Origin of the sequence: Aureimonas sp. AU22 (genome assembly GCF_001463745.1) — a bacterium.
Lineage (GTDB): Bacteria > Pseudomonadota > Alphaproteobacteria > Rhizobiales > Rhizobiaceae > Aureimonas.
In genome coordinates this window covers 1-19,633 of sequence record NZ_BBWJ01000030.1, presented here as the reverse complement: position 1 = coordinate 19,633, position 19,633 = coordinate 1, and the positions used below count along the sequence as shown (strand labels likewise).

Annotated in this window: 19 protein-coding genes and 1 pseudogene; 14 read left to right on the top strand and 6 right to left on the bottom strand. The window is 64.2% G+C overall.

The features are described from left to right. The first annotated feature begins 320 nt into the window (after positions 1-320). The 4 genes from AUL34_RS10255 (at position 321) to AUL34_RS10240 (ending at position 5,716) form a co-directional block, all read left to right on the top strand. Entirely contained in the window at positions 321-1,868 is a 1,548-nt protein-coding gene (locus tag AUL34_RS10255) for a gamma-glutamyltransferase family protein (RefSeq protein ID WP_061933621.1), read from the top strand. Positions 1,869-1,873: 5 nt separating this feature from the next. Then, entirely contained in the window at positions 1,874-3,118 is a 1,245-nt protein-coding gene (locus AUL34_RS10250; RefSeq protein WP_061933620.1) for an amidohydrolase family protein, read from the top strand. 188 nt (positions 3,119-3,306) lie between these two features. Continuing rightward, on the top strand, positions 3,307-3,939 hold the full coding sequence (locus AUL34_RS10245) for a tyrosine-type recombinase/integrase (protein WP_061933619.1): 633 nt from the start codon (positions 3,307-3,309) through the stop codon (positions 3,937-3,939). 1,237 nt (positions 3,940-5,176) lie between these two features. Further along, positions 5,177-5,716 carry a MucR family transcriptional regulator gene (locus AUL34_RS10240; protein WP_244492516.1) on the top strand — a complete coding sequence of 180 codons (540 nt, stop codon included), beginning with the start codon at positions 5,177-5,179 and terminating at the stop codon, positions 5,714-5,716. Between the two features lie 231 nt (positions 5,717-5,947). On the opposite strand, the gene AUL34_RS10235 is transcribed toward AUL34_RS10240, so the two are convergent. Next, positions 5,948-6,418, bottom strand: a complete 471-nt coding sequence (locus tag AUL34_RS10235; RefSeq protein WP_082653293.1) for a helix-turn-helix domain-containing protein — start codon at positions 6,416-6,418, stop codon at positions 5,948-5,950. 112 nt (positions 6,419-6,530) lie between these two features. On the opposite strand from AUL34_RS10235, the gene AUL34_RS10230 reads away from it, so the two are divergent. The 4 genes from AUL34_RS10230 (at position 6,531) to AUL34_RS10215 (ending at position 12,193) form a co-directional block, all read left to right on the top strand. After that, the gene (locus AUL34_RS10230; protein ID WP_061933618.1) at positions 6,531-7,544 is read left to right on the top strand and encodes a zinc-binding alcohol dehydrogenase family protein; all 1,014 of its coding nucleotides are present in this window, start codon (positions 6,531-6,533) and stop codon (positions 7,542-7,544) included. 410 nt (positions 7,545-7,954) lie between these two features. After that, positions 7,955-9,169 (top strand): MFS transporter, encoded by a 1,215-nt coding sequence (locus AUL34_RS10225; protein ID WP_061933617.1) that lies wholly within the window; start codon positions 7,955-7,957, stop codon positions 9,167-9,169. 797 nt (positions 9,170-9,966) lie between these two features. Beyond that, a complete protein-coding gene (locus tag AUL34_RS10220) occupies positions 9,967-11,787 on the top strand; it encodes an HWE histidine kinase domain-containing protein (RefSeq protein WP_061933616.1) in 1,821 nt (606 codons plus the stop codon). Between the two features lie 16 nt (positions 11,788-11,803). Then, a complete protein-coding gene (locus AUL34_RS10215; protein ID WP_061933615.1) occupies positions 11,804-12,193 on the top strand; it encodes a response regulator in 390 nt (129 codons plus the stop codon). A gap of 129 nt (positions 12,194-12,322) precedes the next feature. Here AUL34_RS10215 and AUL34_RS10210 read toward each other — a convergent pair whose 3' ends face one another. Further along, positions 12,323-15,268, bottom strand: coding sequence for a response regulator (locus AUL34_RS10210; protein WP_061933614.1), 2,946 nt, complete (start codon positions 15,266-15,268; stop codon positions 12,323-12,325). Between the two features lie 186 nt (positions 15,269-15,454). Between AUL34_RS10210 and AUL34_RS10205 the strand changes: the two genes are divergently transcribed. Together AUL34_RS10205 and AUL34_RS10200 are read left to right on the top strand one after the other, a co-directional pair. After that, the gene (locus AUL34_RS10205) at positions 15,455-15,664 is read left to right on the top strand and encodes a hypothetical protein (protein ID WP_061933613.1); all 210 of its coding nucleotides are present in this window, start codon (positions 15,455-15,457) and stop codon (positions 15,662-15,664) included. A gap of 65 nt (positions 15,665-15,729) precedes the next feature. Then, positions 15,730-16,272: an NUDIX hydrolase gene (locus AUL34_RS10200; RefSeq protein ID WP_244492515.1), complete on the top strand. Its 543-nt coding sequence runs from the start codon at positions 15,730-15,732 to the stop codon at positions 16,270-16,272. Between the two features lie 17 nt (positions 16,273-16,289). Here the strand turns inward: AUL34_RS10200 and AUL34_RS10195 are convergent, their stop codons facing one another. Further along, a complete protein-coding gene (locus AUL34_RS10195; RefSeq protein WP_156420871.1) occupies positions 16,290-16,547 on the bottom strand; it encodes a hypothetical protein in 258 nt (85 codons plus the stop codon). Positions 16,548-16,655: 108 nt separating this feature from the next. Here AUL34_RS10195 and AUL34_RS10190 point away from each other — a divergent pair, with 108 nt between their 5' ends. Then, the gene (locus AUL34_RS10190) at positions 16,656-16,934 is read left to right on the top strand and encodes a hypothetical protein (protein ID WP_061933611.1); all 279 of its coding nucleotides are present in this window, start codon (positions 16,656-16,658) and stop codon (positions 16,932-16,934) included. Here AUL34_RS10190 and AUL34_RS21875 read toward each other — a convergent pair. From AUL34_RS21875 to AUL34_RS10185, 3 genes are read right to left on the bottom strand one after another with little or no spacing between them, the layout of a single operon-like run. After that, entirely contained in the window at positions 16,931-17,179 is a 249-nt protein-coding gene (locus AUL34_RS21875) for an XRE family transcriptional regulator (RefSeq protein WP_156420870.1), read from the bottom strand. The genes AUL34_RS10190 and AUL34_RS21875 overlap by 4 nt on opposite strands. Positions 17,180-17,226: 47 nt before the next feature. After that, positions 17,227-17,433 carry a hypothetical protein gene (locus AUL34_RS22225; protein ID WP_156420869.1) on the bottom strand — a complete coding sequence of 69 codons (207 nt, stop codon included), beginning with the start codon at positions 17,431-17,433 and terminating at the stop codon, positions 17,227-17,229. A gap of 26 nt (positions 17,434-17,459) precedes the next feature. Further along, a complete protein-coding gene (locus AUL34_RS10185) occupies positions 17,460-17,660 on the bottom strand; it encodes a hypothetical protein (protein WP_156420868.1) in 201 nt (66 codons plus the stop codon). Between the two features lie 198 nt (positions 17,661-17,858). On the opposite strand from AUL34_RS10185, the gene AUL34_RS10180 reads away from it, so the two are divergent. From AUL34_RS10180 to AUL34_RS10170, 3 genes and pseudogenes are all read left to right on the top strand, one after another. Beyond that, on the top strand, positions 17,859-18,428 hold the full coding sequence (locus tag AUL34_RS10180) for a fasciclin domain-containing protein (protein WP_061933609.1): 570 nt from the start codon (positions 17,859-17,861) through the stop codon (positions 18,426-18,428). Positions 18,429-18,643: 215 nt separating this feature from the next. Continuing rightward, positions 18,644-19,057: a hypothetical protein gene (locus tag AUL34_RS10175; RefSeq protein WP_061933608.1), complete on the top strand. Its 414-nt coding sequence runs from the start codon at positions 18,644-18,646 to the stop codon at positions 19,055-19,057. Between the two features lie 204 nt (positions 19,058-19,261). Beyond that, positions 19,262-19,633 (top strand): annotated as a pseudogene (locus AUL34_RS10170) (porin family protein); the annotation flags it as partial.

Genomic DNA, 19,633 nt, shown 5'->3' with positions numbered 1-19,633 from the left:
ACTGGACCCAAGATCTGCATCGTCGGTCGCTGTATCTGTACCAAGCCTAAGAACAGCGATAGGTCCACGTCAGTGTCGGCAAACTAGCCATATTGAATGACTGCATTTTAGGCTACTTGTACCGAAAGCGGCCTGTCAGCTATCGGCCCCTCATGAAAATGCCGGGAACGTCGAGATTGGGTAGAAGTACGAGCTCGGCTCCTCCAGACTTTCGGTCATGGGAAACGGAGCGGGCTGGAGTGAACGTTGATGGGTAGGTCGTGAACGCGCCCCGGAATCTTTCCACAGCCCCCGCGCACGAATCCGCACCGTTCCGGGCGATGGTGACGACCCCCCATCGGTTGGCCAGCGAAGCCGGCTCGCGTGTCCTGGCGAAGGGTGGCAACGCCGTCGAGGCAGCCGTCGCGGCGAGTGCTGCGCTCGCTGTCACCTATCCGCATTTTTGCGGGCTCGGCGGCGACGGCGTATGGATGCTGGCCGACCGGACGGGGCGTGCGGCATGCCTGCTCGGGATCGGTCAGTCTGCCGAACGCCTTCCGGACGTCGATCCGATCCCGACGCGCGGCCCCCTGTCGGCGCTCACAAGCGCCGGCCTCGTCGACTCCTGGAACGCGGCGCTCGAATGGTCACGGCGCGCTTGGAACGGGTCCGAAGGGCTCGACGTGCTGCTGGCGGACGCGATCGAACTGGCCGAAGGGGGGTTCCCAACCTCCGACTCGCAGCGTTTCTGGATGGATTTCCGCGCTTCCGAGCGGAGCGGCTGGCCGCACTTCGACGCTCTGTTCGCCACCGAGAGACATGCCCAGCCATTCCTTCAGCCGGGCGTCGCCGCAAGCCTTCGCGCCGTGGCCTTGAGGGGCGCGCGGGAGTTCTACGAGGGTGAGCTCGCGACGCGCATCGCCAAGGCCCTCGAGGACGCCGGCTCACCGCTGCGAGCCGCCGATCTGGCTGCGACGCGGACGCGCGAGACGTCGCCGCTTCGGATGCCGTATCGCGGGCTCGAACTGCTGGCGCCTCCGCCCCCGACACAAGGCGCGACGACGCTCGCCATCATGGGCATTCTCGACCGGCTGCCATCGCTGGCTGGCGTCGACGATCGCAGTGCGGACTTTCTGCACGTGCTCGTCGAGGCGGTGAAGCAAGCCTTTCTCGACCGTGGGGCAATCGCCGATCCCGATTTCTCAGCGGTGCCGGTGGAACACATGCTCGACCCCGAGCATCTCGGCGCGAAGGCGGCCGCCGTCGATCCCGATCGGGCGCTGCCCTGGCCGCATGTCGTCCGCACCGGGGATACCGCCTTCATCGGCGTCGTGGACGGCAAGGGCCACTCGGTCGCGCTTCTTCAAAGCCTGTACTACGACTGGGGAAGCGGCGTCGTCGCGGGCGACACCGGTATCCTCTGGCAGAACCGCGGTGCTGCGTTCGATCGTAGTTTGACCGGACCCAACCGCCTGCAACCGGGCAAACGGCCGTTCTACACACTCAACCCCGGCATCGCGCTGCGCGCCGGCGCACCCGCCCTCGTCTACGGCACGCAGGGCGCGGATGGCCAGCCACAGACGCTCGCGCTCCTGCTCGCGCGGCTGATCGATCGCGGCCTCGATCCACAGGCCGCGCTCGCTGCGCCGCGCTTCCTGCTCGGGCGCACGTTCTCCGATGCGCGCGACGCTCTAAAGCTCGAAGCGTCCGCCGGTGAGACGACCTTTGCGGACCTCGCTCGCCGTGGTCACGAAGTGTCTGCGCTGGTCGATCTCAGTCCTTTGGCAGGGCAAGCCGGCGTGATCGCGGTGGACGAGGCGGGCGACGTGACCGGCGCGCACGATCCGCGCAGCGACGGCTGCGCGCTGGGCCTGACCATGGAGACTTGAGCCGAATGGATTTCGTATTGCGCAACGCCCGCGTCGCGACGAGCGGCGACTTCGTCGATATCGGCGTCGAGAACGGGCGGATCGCGGCAATCACGCCAAACCTAGATGCCGCCGCGCCCGAATACGACGCGGCGGGACGGCTGGCGTTTCCGGGTTTCGTCGACTGTCATATCCATCTCGACAAGGCTTGCATCCTCGACCGCTGCGCGATCTGCGAGGGCACGCTGGCGGAGGCCGTCCGCGAAACGGCGCGAGCGAAGGCGGCCTTCACCGAGGAGGATGTCTACGCCCGCGCCGCCGGTCTGGTCGAGCAGGCGATCCTGCATGGGACGATGCTCTTGCGCACGTTCGTCGAGGTCGATCCGCGCGCCGGCCTTCGTTCGCTGGCTGCCATCCGGCGCATCAAGCACGATTACGCTTTCGCGATTGACATCGAGATCTGCGCCTTTGCGCAGGAAGGGCTGACACAGGAGCCGGAGACGGAATTGCTGCTGTCACAGGCGCTGTCCGCCGGCGCCGATCTCGTCGGCGGCTGCCCCTACACCGATCCGGATCCCGCGGAGCATGTCCGGCGTATATTCGACCTTGCGGAACGCTTCGGAACGCTGGTCGACTTCCACGTCGATTTCGATCTCGATCCCGAAGGGTCCGCGCTTCCCCATATCATGGCGGAAACGGAGCGGCGCGGTTTCGGCGGGCGCGTCTCGGTCGGCCATGCAACGAAGCTTTCGGCGATGGAGCCGGAGGCGGTGGCCGCCGTGGCACGGCGACTGGCTGCGACCGGCATAGCGGTGACCGTCCTGCCCGCGACGGATCTCTTCCTCACCGGCCGCGACGCCAGACGCCTCGTACCGCGAGGCGTGGCACCTGCCCACCTTCTGCGCCAAGCCGGCGTCACCGCGACGATCGCCACGAACAACGTTCTGAACCCGTTCACGCCGTTCGGCGATGCCTCTCTGATCCGCATGGCGAATCTTTACGCCAACGTCGCGCAACTCGCCCGCGACGAGGAAATGGAAGCCGTTTTTGCGATGGTCTCCGCTGATGCTGCCCGGCTAATGGCGCGCGACTATGGTCTGCGGATCGGCGCCCCGGCGGACTTCGTCCTGCTCGACGTTGCAACCCCAGCCGCGGCCGTTCGAGAAATCGCTACGCCGATCGCATCGTGGAGAGGCGGGCGTCTGGTCATGGAACGCCCGGCAGGTCGGATCTTCCATCCATGCGACGGTAACGCGGGCCAAGTGCCCTAGATCTTGAGCAATCACCTTCTCGCGCTTGGGTCGCGTCTCCTTCGCGCTGGAGATCGCACGGCAGCTTTCCCGCCGTTCGTGCCGTAAAGCTGCCGGTCTGCTCTCGGCCCCATCTCTCGGTTTCATCCCACAAGCCGTTCGCGCAGTCTCACACTCCCTTCGGCCAAACGGGCCATGGGAGAACGACAATGGGACATTCGACATTTGATCCGGCAACGAGCGTAAAGAGGGCCTGGAACGCAGGCCGGATGGTCGGCGTCAAGCGAGCGTTGAAGCCGCCACAGGTCTGGGCGATCCGCTTCTGGCTCGATCATCAGGGACGGTTGCGCGACAGGGCGCTGTTTGATCTCGCCATCGACAGCAAGCTACGTGGCTGTGACGTCGTGAAGGTGAAGATCGGCGACCTCGTGTCGGGCGGACGCATTCGAGCCCGCGCCATCGTGGTGCAGCGTAAGACGAAACGGCCAGTGCAGTTCGAACTCATGGAAGCAGCACGCACAAGCCTTCTGGCATGGCTTGAGCGACGTGGCGGAACGGTCGAGGATTACGCATTCCCGAGCCGCATCGATCACTCCACCCACCTCAGCACACGACAGTATGCTCGCCTCGTCGATGAGTGGGTGACGGCAATCGGTCTGCGGAAGGAGGACTATGGCACGCATTCGCTGCGGCGGACGAAGGCTTCGATCATCTACCGTGCGACCGGCAATCTGCGTGCTGTTCAAATCCTGCTCGGTCATACCAAGATCGAAAGCACGGTGCGCTATCTCGGCGTCGATGTCGAGGATGCGCTGACCCTTGCCGAGGGAACCGAGGTTTAGGATCCCACAGCAACGTAGCATCCCAATGCGGGACGGCCGCTTACGAGCCCTGTTGGCGACCGTTCCGATAGCGACGTCGGTGTTGGTGTTGGTGTTGGTGTCCGTGTCCGTGTCCGTGTCCGTGTCCGTGTCGAGGACGTACTGACGTTAGACGAAGGATCCCAAGTCGGTTCCTCGCAGTCAGCACTGTATCCCCGAGGGGAACGGCTGCACCGGAGATCCAGTATCCGTTCCCGCGCCTGTCGCACCTTGCCGCGTTCTGCCACGTTCTGCCGCGTTCTGCCGCGTTCTGCCGCGTTCTGCCGCAAAGTGTCACAAACTGTCTCATTGTGACGCACGAAAAGCGCCGAATAAGCTCCTCATACAGCAAGTCTCAACACCGCAGTAACATAGGTACTTCAGCATTCCCCCGTCCGCCGACGATCTAGACCGGACGTCTTACACGAGCCACCGCAACCATCCGCAACTGCGCGACTGCTACGATTCGACTGGAACGAGGTGCGTGCCACTGTGAGAGGCGTTTCATGATGGACAAAAGCCTCGCCTGCCTTATCGACGGCGATGACCGAAGTCGTTACCGGCCACCGAAACGACGCACTCGTTGTCCCGTGACCAGCTTTCTCACCCGTCGTGGCTTCAAGCAGGCCGCTTCGCAACCACGGACGCTTCAGGGCGATGGCATGGTCGTCTGCGATCTCGACCGCCTCGAGCATGCGAGTGTTATTTAAAGCCATGGAGCGAGGGATAACGTCCTGCAGGCGTTTGCTGAGCTAGAGCGCGAGATCGTCAGTTCGGCCGGATTTGCAGCGGGGACCGACGGCGAAGGGTTCGTGCTCAACTCTCAAGTGTGCCTGCCCAGCAGGTACGGTCGACCGCGAAGATCCTCCAAACGACCGCGCGTTGGTTCGACGGGTCGTCGACGGGCATCACAGGCAAACACACGGCCTCTCTCGGCGTGTCGATGCGATCGCACTCGGAAGCACTTGAGGATGGTCTTCGTCGCGTAGATCGCCTCGTTTATGAGGCCAAGCGGAAGGGCCGCGACCGGATCGAAGTCGATCTGTCGAACGGTGGGGCCACACTGTCTGTTGCGACCGCATGAGGACAGTACGTGGTGGGTCCAAATATCTGCACTGGCGAAAGCGCTGATTTATCGACTATCACTTGATGTATCGCTGCAGCATTTTGATTCGCTTACCCCCTGCAGCCATTCGCCTTCTGATTGTGGAGACGTATTGTGGATGAAAAATCCAATGCGGTCGGATTGGCCGTCGAGATCACGACTGCCTGGCTCTCAAACCCGAACACGCGGGTGGCCCCGGAGGACGTTCACACCTTCCTGAAGAACAGTCACGCGGCTCTCGTCGGCATGATCGATCCGCCGGTCAAAGCGTCGACTACTCAGTCAGAGGCGCCGGAGGAGTACCAGGGTGCCGTCAGTGCGCGAAAGAGCTTGGCGGATCCCGAGGTCATCATCAGCATGATCGACGGGAAGCCCTACAAAGCGCTTCGACGTCACCTCGCGACTCATGGCCTGACGCCTGAGACCTATCGTGAGCGGTATGGGCTGAAGGCGGACTATCCGATGGTCGCACCGAACTATTCGAAGCGCCGCGCGGAAGTGGCCAAGCAGTTGGGCTTGGGACGGAAGCGTGCGGTTCCTGCAGAGGCTGCGGCGGACGAAGCTGCGGCGTCCGAACCTTCGCCAGCACCTGCGCCCACGGCGAAGCCGAAGGGCAAACGGTCGACAAAGGCATCTACCAAGGCAGACGCCTGATAAGCCGTGACCGAGCTCGTCCATCAGAAGAGATCAGTCTGGCATGGGAGATGGGCCGCATTCTTCGCCCCTCCTACCGATCCCTTCCCTCGCCTGCCGGGCGAAGATCAGCATCTACCATCGATCAGATGTCGACGTGTGCAAGGGTCGCATGATGTCCGTACGCTTACGCACCAAATCCAACCGCGAGTATTTCAATTAAGCGCATCAGGACTGGAAGCTGACTGGCAGCTATCGATCCTCCGCGGACATTTGCAGCCTGTCAGCGAGTACCCGCAAGCGGTCCTTCCGCTCAGGCGGCGTGGCGTCCCGCCTCGTCATTTTCCTTCGCCCCCCTTCCGCGGGCGAGCCGTGCTTCGGCTTGCCATAGAGGCCGAGATTGGCGTCGCCCCATCCTTTCAGGGCGAGGAGGATCGGCTCCATCGTCCGCCCGAGCGGCGAGAGGCTGTACTCCACCTTCGGCGGCACCTGTGCATAGACCTTTCGCTCCACCAATCCGTCCTCCTCCAGTTCCCGGAGCTGGTTGGTGAGCATGCGCGGCGTCACGGTTGGAATCTGCCGCCGGAGCTCTCCGAACCGGAGCGTTCCCGACAAGAGGTGGAAGAGGACGACCGACTTCCACTTGCCGTCGATCAGACCAACCGCCGCTTCCACCGAACAGCCGGGACTGCAATCGAACCGCGAGAACCGCGCCTTCGCCATCACGGTATCCTTTTCGACACTATGGGCTGCATTTGTGCGTATTGAGCTTACGATAAGCTACCGCCAAGTTCCGCCTGCAGCAACGAACAAACCGGATGCAGGAGCACTCGCTATGAAGGCCATCGGCTACAAGACGCCCGGAACGATCGATCGAGCGGACGCGCTGGAGGACATCGAGCTCCCTCGGCCCGTTCCGACCGGCCGAGATCTCCTCGTCGCGGTCAGAGCCGTCTCGGTGAACCCGGTCGATACCAAGGTCCGCAACAGCGCGCGGCCGGCCGACGACTGCTGGAAGGTGCTGGGCTGGGACGCGGTCGGGCAGGTCGTCGAAGTCGGTGACGAGGCTGTTGGCTTCAAGCCCGGCGACGACGTGTTCTACGCCGGCTCGATCGCCCGCCCAGGGAGCAACAGCGAGTTCCATCTCGTCGACGAGCGCATCGTCGGGTCGAAGCCGGCATCGCTCTCGGATGCAGAGGCCGCCGCGCTGCCGCTGACGGCCCTGACCGCCTGGGAGATGCTGTTCGATCGGATCGACGTTGCCCGGCCGGTCCTGGGTGCCGCGAACGCCATCCTGATCGTCGGCGGCGCCGGTGGCGTCGGCTCGATCGCCATCCAGCTTGCCCGCGCCCTCACTGATCTCACCGTCATCGCGACCGCATCGCGGCCTGAGACCGAAGCTTGGGTGCGCGAGCTCGGCGCCCATCACGTGATCAACCATTCCCAACCTTTGGCCGAGCAGGTCGCGGCCCTCGGGATCGGCGCCCCCGCCTTCGTCTTCTCGACCACCGAGACGACCCGACACCTCTCCGAGATCGTTGAACTCATCGCTCCGCAGGGACGCTTCGGTCTCATCGACGATCCCGACGCCCTCGACGTCACACCGTTCAAGCGCAAGGCCGTCTCGATCCATTGGGAGCTGATGTTCACCCGTTCGATCTTCCAGACCGCCGACATGGGCGAACAGGGTCGGATCCTCGGCCGGGTCGCGCAGCTTGTGGATGGGGGCCGCATCCGCACCACCGCAACGAGCACGCTGACGCCCATCAATGCTGCGAACCTACGTCAGGCCCATGCCCTGCTTGAGAGCGGCAGGGCGCGAGGCAAGGTCGTGCTGGAGGGCTTCTGAAGTCGGACGCGGAGTTCCATACCCCGCGCAGGACCGAGCTGGGCCCTGGCCGCTTCTCGACCTGACTGGCTGGCAGCGGGCGAGACGCCCCTTGCTGGGTCGCTCAGCGTGGAAGGCCACTGCACCTATGACGACGCGCGGGATGCCGGCAGGTCGCCACTGTCTGCTTCCCGCGCGATCGATCTCGCAAGCGGACTGTCGTCTTTCCACCCCGTCATGCAACTCAGCGCGAGGTTAGCGGACGCTCGGAAGCGGTCCATCCGCTAACGACCCATGCCTGCCGCCGATCGGCATCGGACGTTTGACCAAAAGCGGACCTCGCGAAAGCGATGATACGCGTGCGGATTGGGGTCGACGTCCGGACTGGAGGCAGCTAGCAGACGGACGGATCCACGACCCTTCCGAGCGCTATGACAACGTCGACGCCAGTTACGCCCGCCGCCCGCCCATCGATCCCGCGCGGCATCTGGGCGCTCGGTTTCGTCAGCATGTTCATGGACGTCTCATCGGAGATGATCCACTCCCTTCTGCCAATCTACATGGTGACTGTGCTCGGCACCTCGACGCTCGCCGTCGGCATCATCGAGGGTATCGCCGAGGCTACAGCGTCCATCGTCAAAGTGTTCTCCGGGGCACTCAGCGACCGACTTGGCAAGCGCAAGCTGCTCGCCGTTGTCGGCTACGGTCTGGGCGCCTTTACCAAGCCTGTGTTCCCGATGGCGGGCGGCCTCGAAGCGCTGGTCGGCGCCCGCTTCGTCGACCGCGTCGGCAAGGGCATCCGCGGTGCGCCGCGCGACGCCCTCGTGGCCGACCTCGCCCCGCCCGAGGTACGCGGTGCAAGCTACGGCCTGCGCCAGTCGCTCGACACGATCGGGGCCTTCTCCGGCCCGCTTCTCGCCGTCGCCCTGATGTGGCTGTTCGCCAACGACTTCCAGGCCGTGTTCTGGGTTGCGGTCATCCCGGCCTTCCTGTCGGTCGCCATCTTAATGGCAGGCGTTCAGGAGCCAGCGCATCCGGCAGGACGCCGCCCCGCCCGGATCCCACTGCGCCGACGCGAGCTGGCGCAGCTTGGGCACCCGTACTGGATGGTGGTCGCGGTCGCTGCTGTGTTCACGCTCGCGCGCTTCAGCGAGGCCTTCCTGCTCCTGCGAGCGCAGGAGCTTGGCGTACCCGCCTTCTCAATCCCGCTCGTCCTGGTGCTGATGGGACTGGCCTACTCGGTGTCGTCCTACCCCGCGGGCGTCCTATCCGATCGCATGGACCGGACGCGGCTGCTTGGGGCGGGCATGGTCCTTCTGGCGCTCGCCGACATCGCGCTGGCCCTTGCCTCGAACCTTGCCGTCGCGGCGGTCGGGGTGGTGCTGTGGGGACTCCACATGGGCTTCACGCAAGGGGTGATCGCGGCGCTCGTCGCCGACGCCTCGCCGAAGGAGCTGCGCGGTACGGCCTTCGGGGTCCTCAACCTCGTGACCGGCGTCGCCCTGCTCCTCGCTAGCGTGGCGGCCGGGGGACTGTGGGAGGCGTTCGGATCCGCCGCGACCTTCCTCGTCGGCGCGGGACTCGCGGTCGCCTCGCTCGTAGTTCTTGGGCTCGCGCGTTCGGCACGGCCGGGGACATCGGCATGATGATTGCCGTCTACGCCGCGGTCTTCCGCAAGCTATAGGAAGTGTCCGCTTATCGAACGGCGCGACCGAAAGCTATCTGACCGGTTTCCATCCAGCCGAGCCGTTCGGCGCCAAGGAAGCGGACGCCCGGGAGCGGACAGCCCGCTTTCGACCCATTACAACCTTCCAACATTGGATCGTGGTTGCCGAAAGCGGACACCCAGGCAACTCAGTTCACGAGTCACCTCGTCATCTCGACGTAGAACGCTTGCGCCGTCCCGTCGGCAGATCACTTCGGTGCTCGGAGCGTCCGATCGGCTCCGCTTAGAGCGCATCGCGGTCGCCTTTCGCGTCGCTCGACCAAGTGATGCCGAATGTTCCCGAGACGCACTCAATCTGACCTGGCTACCCATGAAGACCTGACGATCAAGCGAAAAGGTCTGGACCATGGGATCGAGCGCCTGTTGGCGCACTCCACCTAGGAAAATGACCATGGACTCATCTCGGCCAAGGGACCCTAAGGAGCATCCGCCGAGGAAAAGTTGACGCAGCCGGTCCGCGACGCGGCGCAGGACATCAGCAACGCTTCGAAACTCCATCTCGTGAGGCCTTGTGATTGCCCTCTGCCTCCTCCTCGTCTAGCTGAAGCAAGGGCTTGTCGATCATCGCGAGACCGTGAACCCGATGAGATAGGCATGCACCGTTTCCCGGCCGGAGATAGTGAACAGGCTCGGCGGATCCGCGAGCATGATTGGAGGGGATCGCCGCTCGGTGCACCGGAGCTGTGGCCTGCGCCACTCCGAACGATCGTCCGACTGATGCTGGACGCCCGTCAGCCGATGCTCACAGTCTGGGGTCAGGCGCAGACCCTGCTCTACAACGATGAGCTGCGGCCGATCCTTGGCAATATGCATCCTGACGCGCTCGGGCGTCCTTTCCGAGAGGTGTGGCGCGAGGTCGCCGATGACATGCTGCCGATCGTTGAGGCGGCCTATACCGGCACTCCGACCTACATGGACGACATCCTGCTGATGGTCGACCGGAAGGGCGTTCTCAAGGAGACGCACTTCAACTTCTCCGTCACGCCGATCCGCTCCGAGGAGGACCGCGTCGAGGGTTTTTTATGTGCCTGCACCGAGAAGACGAAGGCCCACGCCGACGCCCGCAGCCTAACGCTGCAACAGGACGCATTTGACCGGAGCGAAGCCAAGTGGCGTACGGTCTTCGAGACGCTGCGTGAGGGCTTCGTCATCGGCGAACTGATCCGCGACGCCGCAGGCCGAGCGATCGACTGGCGCTACGAGGCGGTCAACGATGCCTGGCACGACCTCGTCGGCATGCCCCGCGGGACCGCGACGGGGCGCACCCTCCGGGACGTCGTTCCAGGCGTCGAGGACGAATGGATCGACGAGTTCGCCCGCGTCGTCGAGACCGGCGAACCCGCTCGCTTCACCCGCCGGGTCGGCACGCTCGATCGCTGGTACGAGGGCATGGCCCAGCCGATCGGCGGTGACCGTTTCACTCTGATTTTCGTCGAGGTCACGGACCGCATCAAACGGGACCGACGACAAGCGACACTGCTGACATTGGGTGACGAGCTGCGTGATCGCTCCGATCTCGACACGATCGTCACCGCGGCAGCGCGTTGCCTAGCTGACGGGCTGGAGGTCGATCGGGTCGGGTCCGGCCTCGTTGATTCTCGTGACGACAGGATCGACGTCCGATCCGACTGGTGCGAGCCCGGCATACGGAGCCTCATCGGCCAACACAGTCTCACGTCCTTCGGCTCCTATATCGCGAATCTACGGCGCGACGAGATCGTTGCAATCGACGACGTTCATGCGGATCCGCGAACGAGCGGCCGGGAGGCGGGGTTCAACGCGATCCAGACCCGGTCCCTCCTGAACCTTCCCGTCAGCTTCGACGGCCACCTTTACGCGATCGTGTTCGCCAACACGCGCGAGCTTCATCGCTGGACGGACGGCGAGTTGCAGTTCGTCCAGCAGGTCGGCGACCGGGTGCGTGTGGCGTTGGCGCGCCAGCGCATGGAGGACGCCCAGCGCGTTCTGACGCAGGAGATGGCCCACCGCATGAAGAACTCGCTCGCCATGGTGCAGGCGATCACAACGCAGACGCTGCGCCAAGCCGAGACCATGGAGGCCGGCCGCCTTGCCATCGCCTCGCGTCTCGGCGCGCTCGCCCGCGCCCAGGACATCCTGACGCTGACTTCGTGGGAAGAGGCCGACGTTCGCGATGTCGTCGCCGCGGCGATCGAGCCCCACCGCGTCGGCGGCAACCGGATCACCATCGACGGCCCCTCCTACCGCCTGACCTCGCAGCAGGCCCTCGGCCTCAGCCTCGCCATCCACGAGCTGGCAACCAACGCCGTGAAGTACGGGGCCCTGTCCACCGATTCCGGACGGATCCGCATCCGTTGGTCGCTGATCGACGGCGCGTTCACGTTCCGATGGATCGAAAGCGGCGGTCCGGCCGTTACGCAGCCGACGCGCCAGGGGTTTGGCTCCAAGCTGATCGAGCGGATTGTCGGTTCCTACTTCGATGGGACCGGCTGGCTCGACTACGCGCCTGACGGCGTTCGGTTCGAACTCACCGGGGCTGCGCCCTCCCGCTCTTCGTAGGTTTGCTGTTTCTCGTATGGCCCAATCCTTCGATCCGTCGCGATACGCCGTCCTCGTCGTCGAGGACGACCCTTTCATCCTTGCCGAAGCGGTCGACCTCGCGATCGAGGCGGGTTACAAGGTCTACGAGGCGCGCAACGCCGACACCGCGATCCGCATGCTGGAGCGGTATTCCGAGATCCGCATCGTCTTCACCGATGTCGAAATGCCTGGCTCTTTGGACGGGCTGAAGCTCGCGGCGGCCGTGCGCGAGCGCTGGCCGCCTGTGCAGTTCATCGTCGTGTCGGGACGGGTGAAGGTAACGCGCGAGGAGATGCCCGAACACAGCGTGTTCTTCTCTAAGCCCTATGACCCGAACGCGATCCTGCGCACCCTGACGCGTTTCGGAGAGCGGATCGACGCCTGAGCCCGAGTACGAATAGCTACTTTCAGTTGGCGGTAGATCTTGGTTAATTGGCAAGTGCTCTTCGGGCCGAGACATAACCCGTTGGATCGCTCTAGCGCGGCTCAGATCACCCTTAATCATGACCCGTCCCTAACCGATACAGCGTGAGGCCGAGATATCCTTCGGTGGAATGCCCGTTGCAGATGGCAAGGAGTTCGGTGGCAGGATGTCCCGAATGCGATTGGCCAATTGGCGTAGCGAGACTTCGGTCTTGGACAAGACTTGGTCAGCTGCAGTGTTCAGCGCATGGCGCTCGTCAGAACTCAGGTCCTTCGACGACAGGACGACGACCGGAATGTCGGTGCGGTCTGGGTCTGCGCGGAGTTCGGCGAGGAAGTCGAACCCGTCCATCACGGGCATGTTGAGGTCGAGCAGGATCAGGTCGGGGCGGCGCTCGTCGACGCGCTGGAGACCGAGACGACCGTTCGTCGCGGAGGCGAACTCGAATCCCTGCCTCTGCAGCATTACCGCGTAGCGGGCTAGCGTATCCTCGTCGTCGTCGATCGCGAGGACAAGGCCACCCGGCGCGTCGCGGTAGCGGTCCATGACCTCCTTCAGGCGCTCCCATTCGACCGGCTTCACGAGGTAGTCCGAGGCGCCGAGCGCGTAGCCGATGCGCTTCTCGTCTAGGCTCGACACCATGACGACGGGAACCGAGGACAGGACCGGATCGGCTTTCAGCTCGGCCAGCACCGACCAGCCGTCCTTCTTGGGCATGGTGACGTCGAGAAGGATCACGTCCGGAACCAGTGCCCGCGCCATCTCTAGGCCGGCGATCCCGTCGGATGCCGTGCGGACCGTGAACCCTTCCTTGGTCAGGAAGCGTGTGACGAGGTCGCGCGCATGCGGGTCGTCGTCGATTGCCAAAACCGTTCCGGCCGGACCGGCAACCGAGACGTCGCCGCCCGTCGGGATCTCTCCTTCCTCGATCGTCTCCTCGACGACAGCCGGAATGCGGATGGTGAAGGTGGTCCCGACGCCCTCCTCGCTCGTAACGCCGATGTCGCCGCTGAGCAGGCGGCAGAAGGCGCGGGTGATGGCGAGTCCAAGACCCGTGCCGCCGAACTTGCGGGTCGTCGTCTCGTCCGCCTGAGCAAAGCGCTCGAACAGTCGCTCGACCTGCTCGGGCGTCATGCCGATGCCGCTATCGGTGACCGACAGCGTGATCCAGTCCCGCGACGCGACGCTCGTGCGTTCGGCCGCCAGCGTGATCGTGCCGTCTTGCGTGAACTTCGATGCGTTCGACAAGAGGTTCAGCAAGCACTGGCGGATTTTGACCTGATCGCTGTGCATCTCGCCAAGCCGGCCGTCGTGCTCGATCGCGAGGGTGTTGTTCTTCTTGGCAATGAGTGAGCCGACGGTGGATCCGACCTCATCTAGGACGGTTGCCAGGTCGAAGGTCTCGGCGAACAGATCCATCCGCTCCGCCTCGATCTTCGACAGGTCGAGGACGTCGTTGATCAAGCTGAGAAGGTGGCGAGCGTTGCCCTCGATCTTCTTCAGGTCGGGCAGGAGATGTGTCTGGCCCAAGTCCTCGACTTCCTCCTCCAGCATCTCGGCATAGCCGATCACCGCAGATAGCGGCGTGCGCAGCTCGTGGCTCATGTTGGCGATGAACTGCGACTTCGCTCGGTTGGCGTTCTCGGCAACCTCTTTCGCCGCCAAGAACTCCTCTTCGAGCGCACGTTGCTTGGTGACGTCGGTGTTGGTGCCGAACCACCGGACAACGTTTCCGTCAGCGTCCTGGATCGGCACGGCCTGGGTCAGGAACCAGCGGAACGTGCCGTCGGCGGCGCGCAGCGGGAACGTGTCCTCCCAGGGCTCGCCGGCAGCCACCGCAGTCCGGTAGCCTTCATCGACGCGCTCAGCGTGCTCGGGTTCGATGACGTTGGACCAGCCGTCACGTGCCATGCTGTCGGCGTCGGTCCCGGTGTAGTCGAACCAACGGCGATTGTGCCAGACGATGCGGCCCGTCGGCTCGGCCATCCAGGCAAGCTGGGGGATGTTGTCGCCGATCGCCGCCAATTGCGCGCTCACCTCACCAAGCGCGGTCATCGTGCGCTGCTGCTCCGTGGTCTCCAGCACGAAGACGCCGACTCCGCCCTTCGCCTTGCCGCTTCCCCTAGTCGGGAACGCTGATACAACCGCCCGACGCTCGCCCGCTTCGCCGAAGGTGAACGCCCTCTCGTTCAAGCTGCTTCCCGTCGCCAGCACGCGGTCAAGGACCGGCAGCAGCCAGTCCTTCGCGGTCGTCGTGCCCGTGGCGGACACGACGGTGGCGAACTCGGCGTTGGCCCGGCGCAGGTGGCGGTCGGCATCGAAGAAGGCGACGCCGACGGGAGCAACCTCCATCACGTCGGTCAGGAGGTCGGCACCGGCCTGCACCTGCTCCTGCCGACGCCATGCTAGCAACGCGAGGTAGCCCGCCGCGCCGAGGGCCGGAAGCAGGAGGGCAAGCTGGCTCCATCCCAGCAGACGGCCCACCCGCATGTTGTTCTCGATCACCGCGTTGGACCCGGCGGTCAACTCACGCGTCGCGGACCGCAGCTCGGCCATGATCTCCCGGCCGACACCGTTCGCGACGAGGGCGGACGCGGCCTCGAACCCTTCCTGCGTGCGCGCCTCGACCACGGACTCGACGAAGGTCATCTGCTGTTGGGCGAGGTCCGAGACGACCTCGACCTCCTCACCATCAACCCGGGCCAAGGCGAGGGTCTGAGTTACGGCATCAAGCGCAGACGGCAGGGCCTCGGACGCCTGACGGTAGGGGTCGAGAAACGCGTCAGTGCCGGTGAGGACGAAGCCCCGCATGCTGCTCTGGGCGGTCGTCACAGTGTAAAGAAGTTCGGCGAGCGCTCCGTTCAGCCGTCCCTGCGCCTGGCTCGACATCGTGCGGGACTGGCTGGCCCAGACCGTCCACGCCAGGGCGACCGCGGTGAGCGCCAGCACGATGGCTGCCACGACGAACCATGTCGGCCGATCCTGTCGCACGGGTCTGGTGCCGGGAGATGCAGTCCCGATCGTCGCGGTCGTCATTTTGGGGATCCTTGCGATCAGGGTCATCAGTCGACGCCATGTACGCCCTTGAGCCCTGCGGCATCTATCTAGCGGTCGGTCCAGTCTTAGCCACTGCGGCTGGTGCCGGTGTTTGGACGGGGTGGTTTTTTGCGGAGCGATTAGCGATCTGGCCCGTTCCCTGTTCCCATCTGGAAGCGGGGGTTCATGGACAGCCACACCTCGGTTGATTTGTTGACGATTGCCTTGGAACTGCGTCTGGCAGCGCGGGATCCCGATTGCGCTAACCTGCGACTGACGCCGGCGAGGCTCTTGGAAATGGCAAGTGTGCTCGAGAGGGCGACCGACCGCATCGAGCCCAGCAATCAGAATGCTCAGATCGCAGCCCTACGTGCCCTGAGCCGGGCGCGGCGCTGAGGCTCGAAAGAACGCCTACACCACATGGCCTAGTCCCGAGCCCGTGAGGCTACCTGACAGATCGAATGGATGACGATCACCGGCACTGTGTGATGTATGTCCTTGAGATGACGTCACAGGAAGCCGAGGATCAGCGCCAGCGCATGAGGAAGGAGCGCTATTCGCATCAGGTCGCGGCCCTTCCCATCCGCCTCAATGAAGAGCGCCGGGTCGAAGTCTGTCTGGTGACGTCGCGCACGACGGGTCGCTGGATCATCCCCAAAGGCTGGCCGATGAAGGGCCTACGGGACGACGAAGCAGCCAAGGTCGAAGCGGAAGAGGAAGCGGGGTTGGTCGGAGCGATGCTCAAAGCGTCGCTTGGAGCCTACACCTACTGGCGCCGCACCCGCGTCGACTTTCGTCTTACCATTGTCGAGGTCTATGCGTTGCGTGTGAAGCGTCAGAAGAAGCGCTGGAAGGAGCAGAGCCAACGGAAGCTCATCTGGGCTCCCGTGTTAGACGCTGCAGACCTAGTCCTAGAGCCTGAACTCAGCAGCCTCCTCGTCGGCATCCCTGGCAATCGGCGGGCGTGTGCTTTCATCGGAAGAGACGAGCCCATTCAGTTCTAGTCCGAACACAGTGACCGTCAGTGCCCCTGGCGCTCACACTCGGTCATAACCATGTCGATCTCAGTCGGGTCGGCATTAACCTCGCTGTCCAGCCCTGCTTCAAGGCGCTGGTCCGCCTGTCGGTACTGCTCACACTGCCCGGTTCGCGCGAGATCAGCCGCGGTGTCCGGCGTGAACCAGCGATAGGCGTAGACGGCGATCGCACCGATAACCAAAACGAGTATCGCGATCTGGATGATGCGACAGATGACGAGCCTGCGGGCGGGCATCGGCATGAGACGGTCCGGCATGAGACAAAACGGCACTCTATCGCTCCACGCCTTGCCCCGATCCACTGCATGACGGTAGGGCACCGCCGAGTTCTGGACTGACGGATCGGCACGATGACCATGCTGCAACGAACAGAATACGACGCCGATCCCGCTGTGCCCCCGTGCGGCGACGTCGTTGTCGTACAGGCGGTCGGCGACAAGCACGCGCTGGTCTACATCCCACCGATCAAGGGCTCGGCGCCAACCGTGGAGGTGTATGCGCAGGCGAGCGAAGCGGAGGACCGTGCGGCACGCTTGTGCGAAACGGAGGGTCTGCCTCCGCATCAGCTCAGCACCGATCAATCCGGCGCGTGGTTGACGGGGCTCGTCGCCCGGCCAGCGACTTCCTAACCGGGCATCAGCCAGACGCCGATCCCGGACCGATCGTCCGACCAGGCAGCGTGGCCGATCAGCACGTTGGCCGCCTCGAACGTCGCCCGCAGTACAGCGAGGTCGGCAAGCGAGAGGCCGGGGCGGTTTCGTTCGAAGTCGCGCAGGGACGCGCTGCTGAGCCCAAAGCGCAAAGCGAGGCGTTTCAGCGACCAGTCCAGAAGGCCTCGTGCGGCGCGGCAGTGCGAAGGGGTGATTGGGGCCACGGCTAGCGTGACCAGTGACGTCGGGCTTGGGCAGGCGGACTGTTTCGTCACCCTTCGACTGCTGCCCGCACCGCTACAACCTCGGGGCCGCCGCCACCCCGCTGAAGGAACTCGCCTACGAGTGTGCGCGTACGAGCACCACCTGACGACGCGTTCGCCTGATGGACGACGGCGATCACAGTGCCGGACGGGTCCCGTTCCAGAAGCCAATCGTCACCGTTGGAGGAGCGGTAGACGGTCTCATGCGCGGTCATGAAAGGTACCCCTTCTTTTCCTCAGCTCATTGAGCTGTCGATCCAGGCGCTGGAGCTGACGTTACCTCCTGGACGCGCGCCTGCCCGTCTCGAATGCGGTGCGCCTCCTCCGTCTGGTCCGGCTGGAGGAAGTTCAGGAAGAAGAAGCCGAGCAGAACAAAGATGCCCACGCCAAGGCCCAAGAGCAGATAGCGCATCATACCCATTGCAGCGGTTTTCGATCGCATCGGTCTGCCTCCTCGAGATCAACTAACGATCCAAGCGATCAGGGTTCTTCTCGTTCCATTCGGCTTCGTTTGGCGAGTGCCTAGCGGTGGAGGCGCTACGAATTCCGATCCGCTTTGAAGCTGAACGCGATCTGCGCTCGTATTTTGTGCATCAGTCGCTGAGACGGCGGCTCGATCGAACCCTCAGGGAGAGACGACATGCTCAAGACCATGATCCGCAACGGCGCCCTTGCCACCGCCCTTGCGATCGGATCGCTCGGCGCCGCGTCCGGAGCGATGGCTCAGAACATGCCGATGGTCGGCGGTGCGCCGATGGATCCGGCGATGACGATCCCGGAGAACGCTTCGAAAGCCTCGAACCTGACGACGCTGGTCGCCGCGGTGAAGGCCGCGGGCCTCGCCGAGACGCTGTCGGGCCCCGGCCCCTTCACCGTCTTCGCCCCAACGAACGCTGCCTTCGAGAAGCTTCCGGCAGGCACAGTTGAGACCCTTCTGAAGCCGGAGAACAAGGACAAGCTGACCAAGATCCTGACCTATCACGTGGTCCCGGCCAAGGCGACGTCGGAAGCTGCGATGAAGATGATCAAGGACGACGGTGGCAAGCACAACGTCACCACCGTCTCGGGTGACACGCTGACGCTTCAGATGCAGGGCGACAAGCTGGTCGTCATCGACGAGATGGGCAACGGCGCGACCGTCACCCAGGCAGACGTCATGCAGTCGAACGGCGTGGTCCACGTCATCGACACGGTACTAATGCCGAAGTAAGGCACACGCCGATCAGTCGAACGGCTTGGAGCCGCCGGCACATTGTCGGCGGCTTCGATGTGTCCGCCTCGTGCAGCTTCGTTGCCCCCCGTCGGAGCCGGCGCGGTAAGCCGCCGCCAGTTGGAGCGTCCTGTTCACAACGTGGTGACAGAGGAAGCCCATCCGCTTCCCGGTCGTATCTTTAGTTATCTCAACGCATGATAACGGGAGATGACATGCACAAGATCACGATGCTTGCCGCCGGAGCGCTTTGCCTGACAGCCTCTGTGGCCTCAGCTCAGTCCATGACGCAGGGCGTGCGAGCAGCCGACCAGGATGTCTCGAACGGCATCGTCAGCGCCGAGGCCGTCATGGCCGCCAAGAATGGCTGGCTTGTCATCCATCGTACCGACGCCGCCATGAAGCCCGGTCCCGTCGTCGGCCATGCTCCCATTCGTGAAGGCACCACGAACGACGTGGCTGCGATCCTCACAGAGGACATCTCGTCGGGCGACATGCTGATGCTCATGGTGCACTCCGAAGACGGCGGCACGAAGCGTGGCGAGTTCGAGTACACGCTCGGAGCCAAGGAAGACGGCCCGGTACGCGTCGACGACAAGCTCGTCATGACTGTCATCAAAGCGCAGTAGCCGTCAGGCCTTCCGGCTGGCTGTTGGCAGGCCAACGCTGCAACAAGCCTGCGGATCACGAGCAAAGCTTGCGTGTCATGGAAGCCACACCTGTTGCATAGGCGTGTTGCGATCCCTTGCGGAAGCAGGTGTAGTTCCGATTTGATGTCGGAACCAAAACTAGTTCGCCCAGTGAGGGTGGACCCATCCAGGATCTCGCCCGTCATGAAGCGTCTCCTTCTCACCCTTGCCGCGACTGCTGCCTTCGTCGCTCCGGCCCTCGCCGCCGATGTCGTCTACGAAGAGCCCGCGGCGCCGATGGCGGTGATGGCGCCTGTGTCCAACTGGACCGGTCTCTACCTTGGCGTCCAGGCTGGCGGCGCGTTCAACCCGGACAACGGCGACGACCTCTCGATCGTCCCGAACTTCGGCGGCGCTGGCGCGACCTTCCTCAGCAACGCCTTCGGCAACAGCTTCTCGTCGGAGTTCGAGTCGAGCTTCATCGGCGGCGCACACATCGGCTACGACTACCAGATGGACCGCTTCGTGGTCGGCGCGCTGGTCGACATCAACGCCCTCGACATCGCGCAGCGCTCC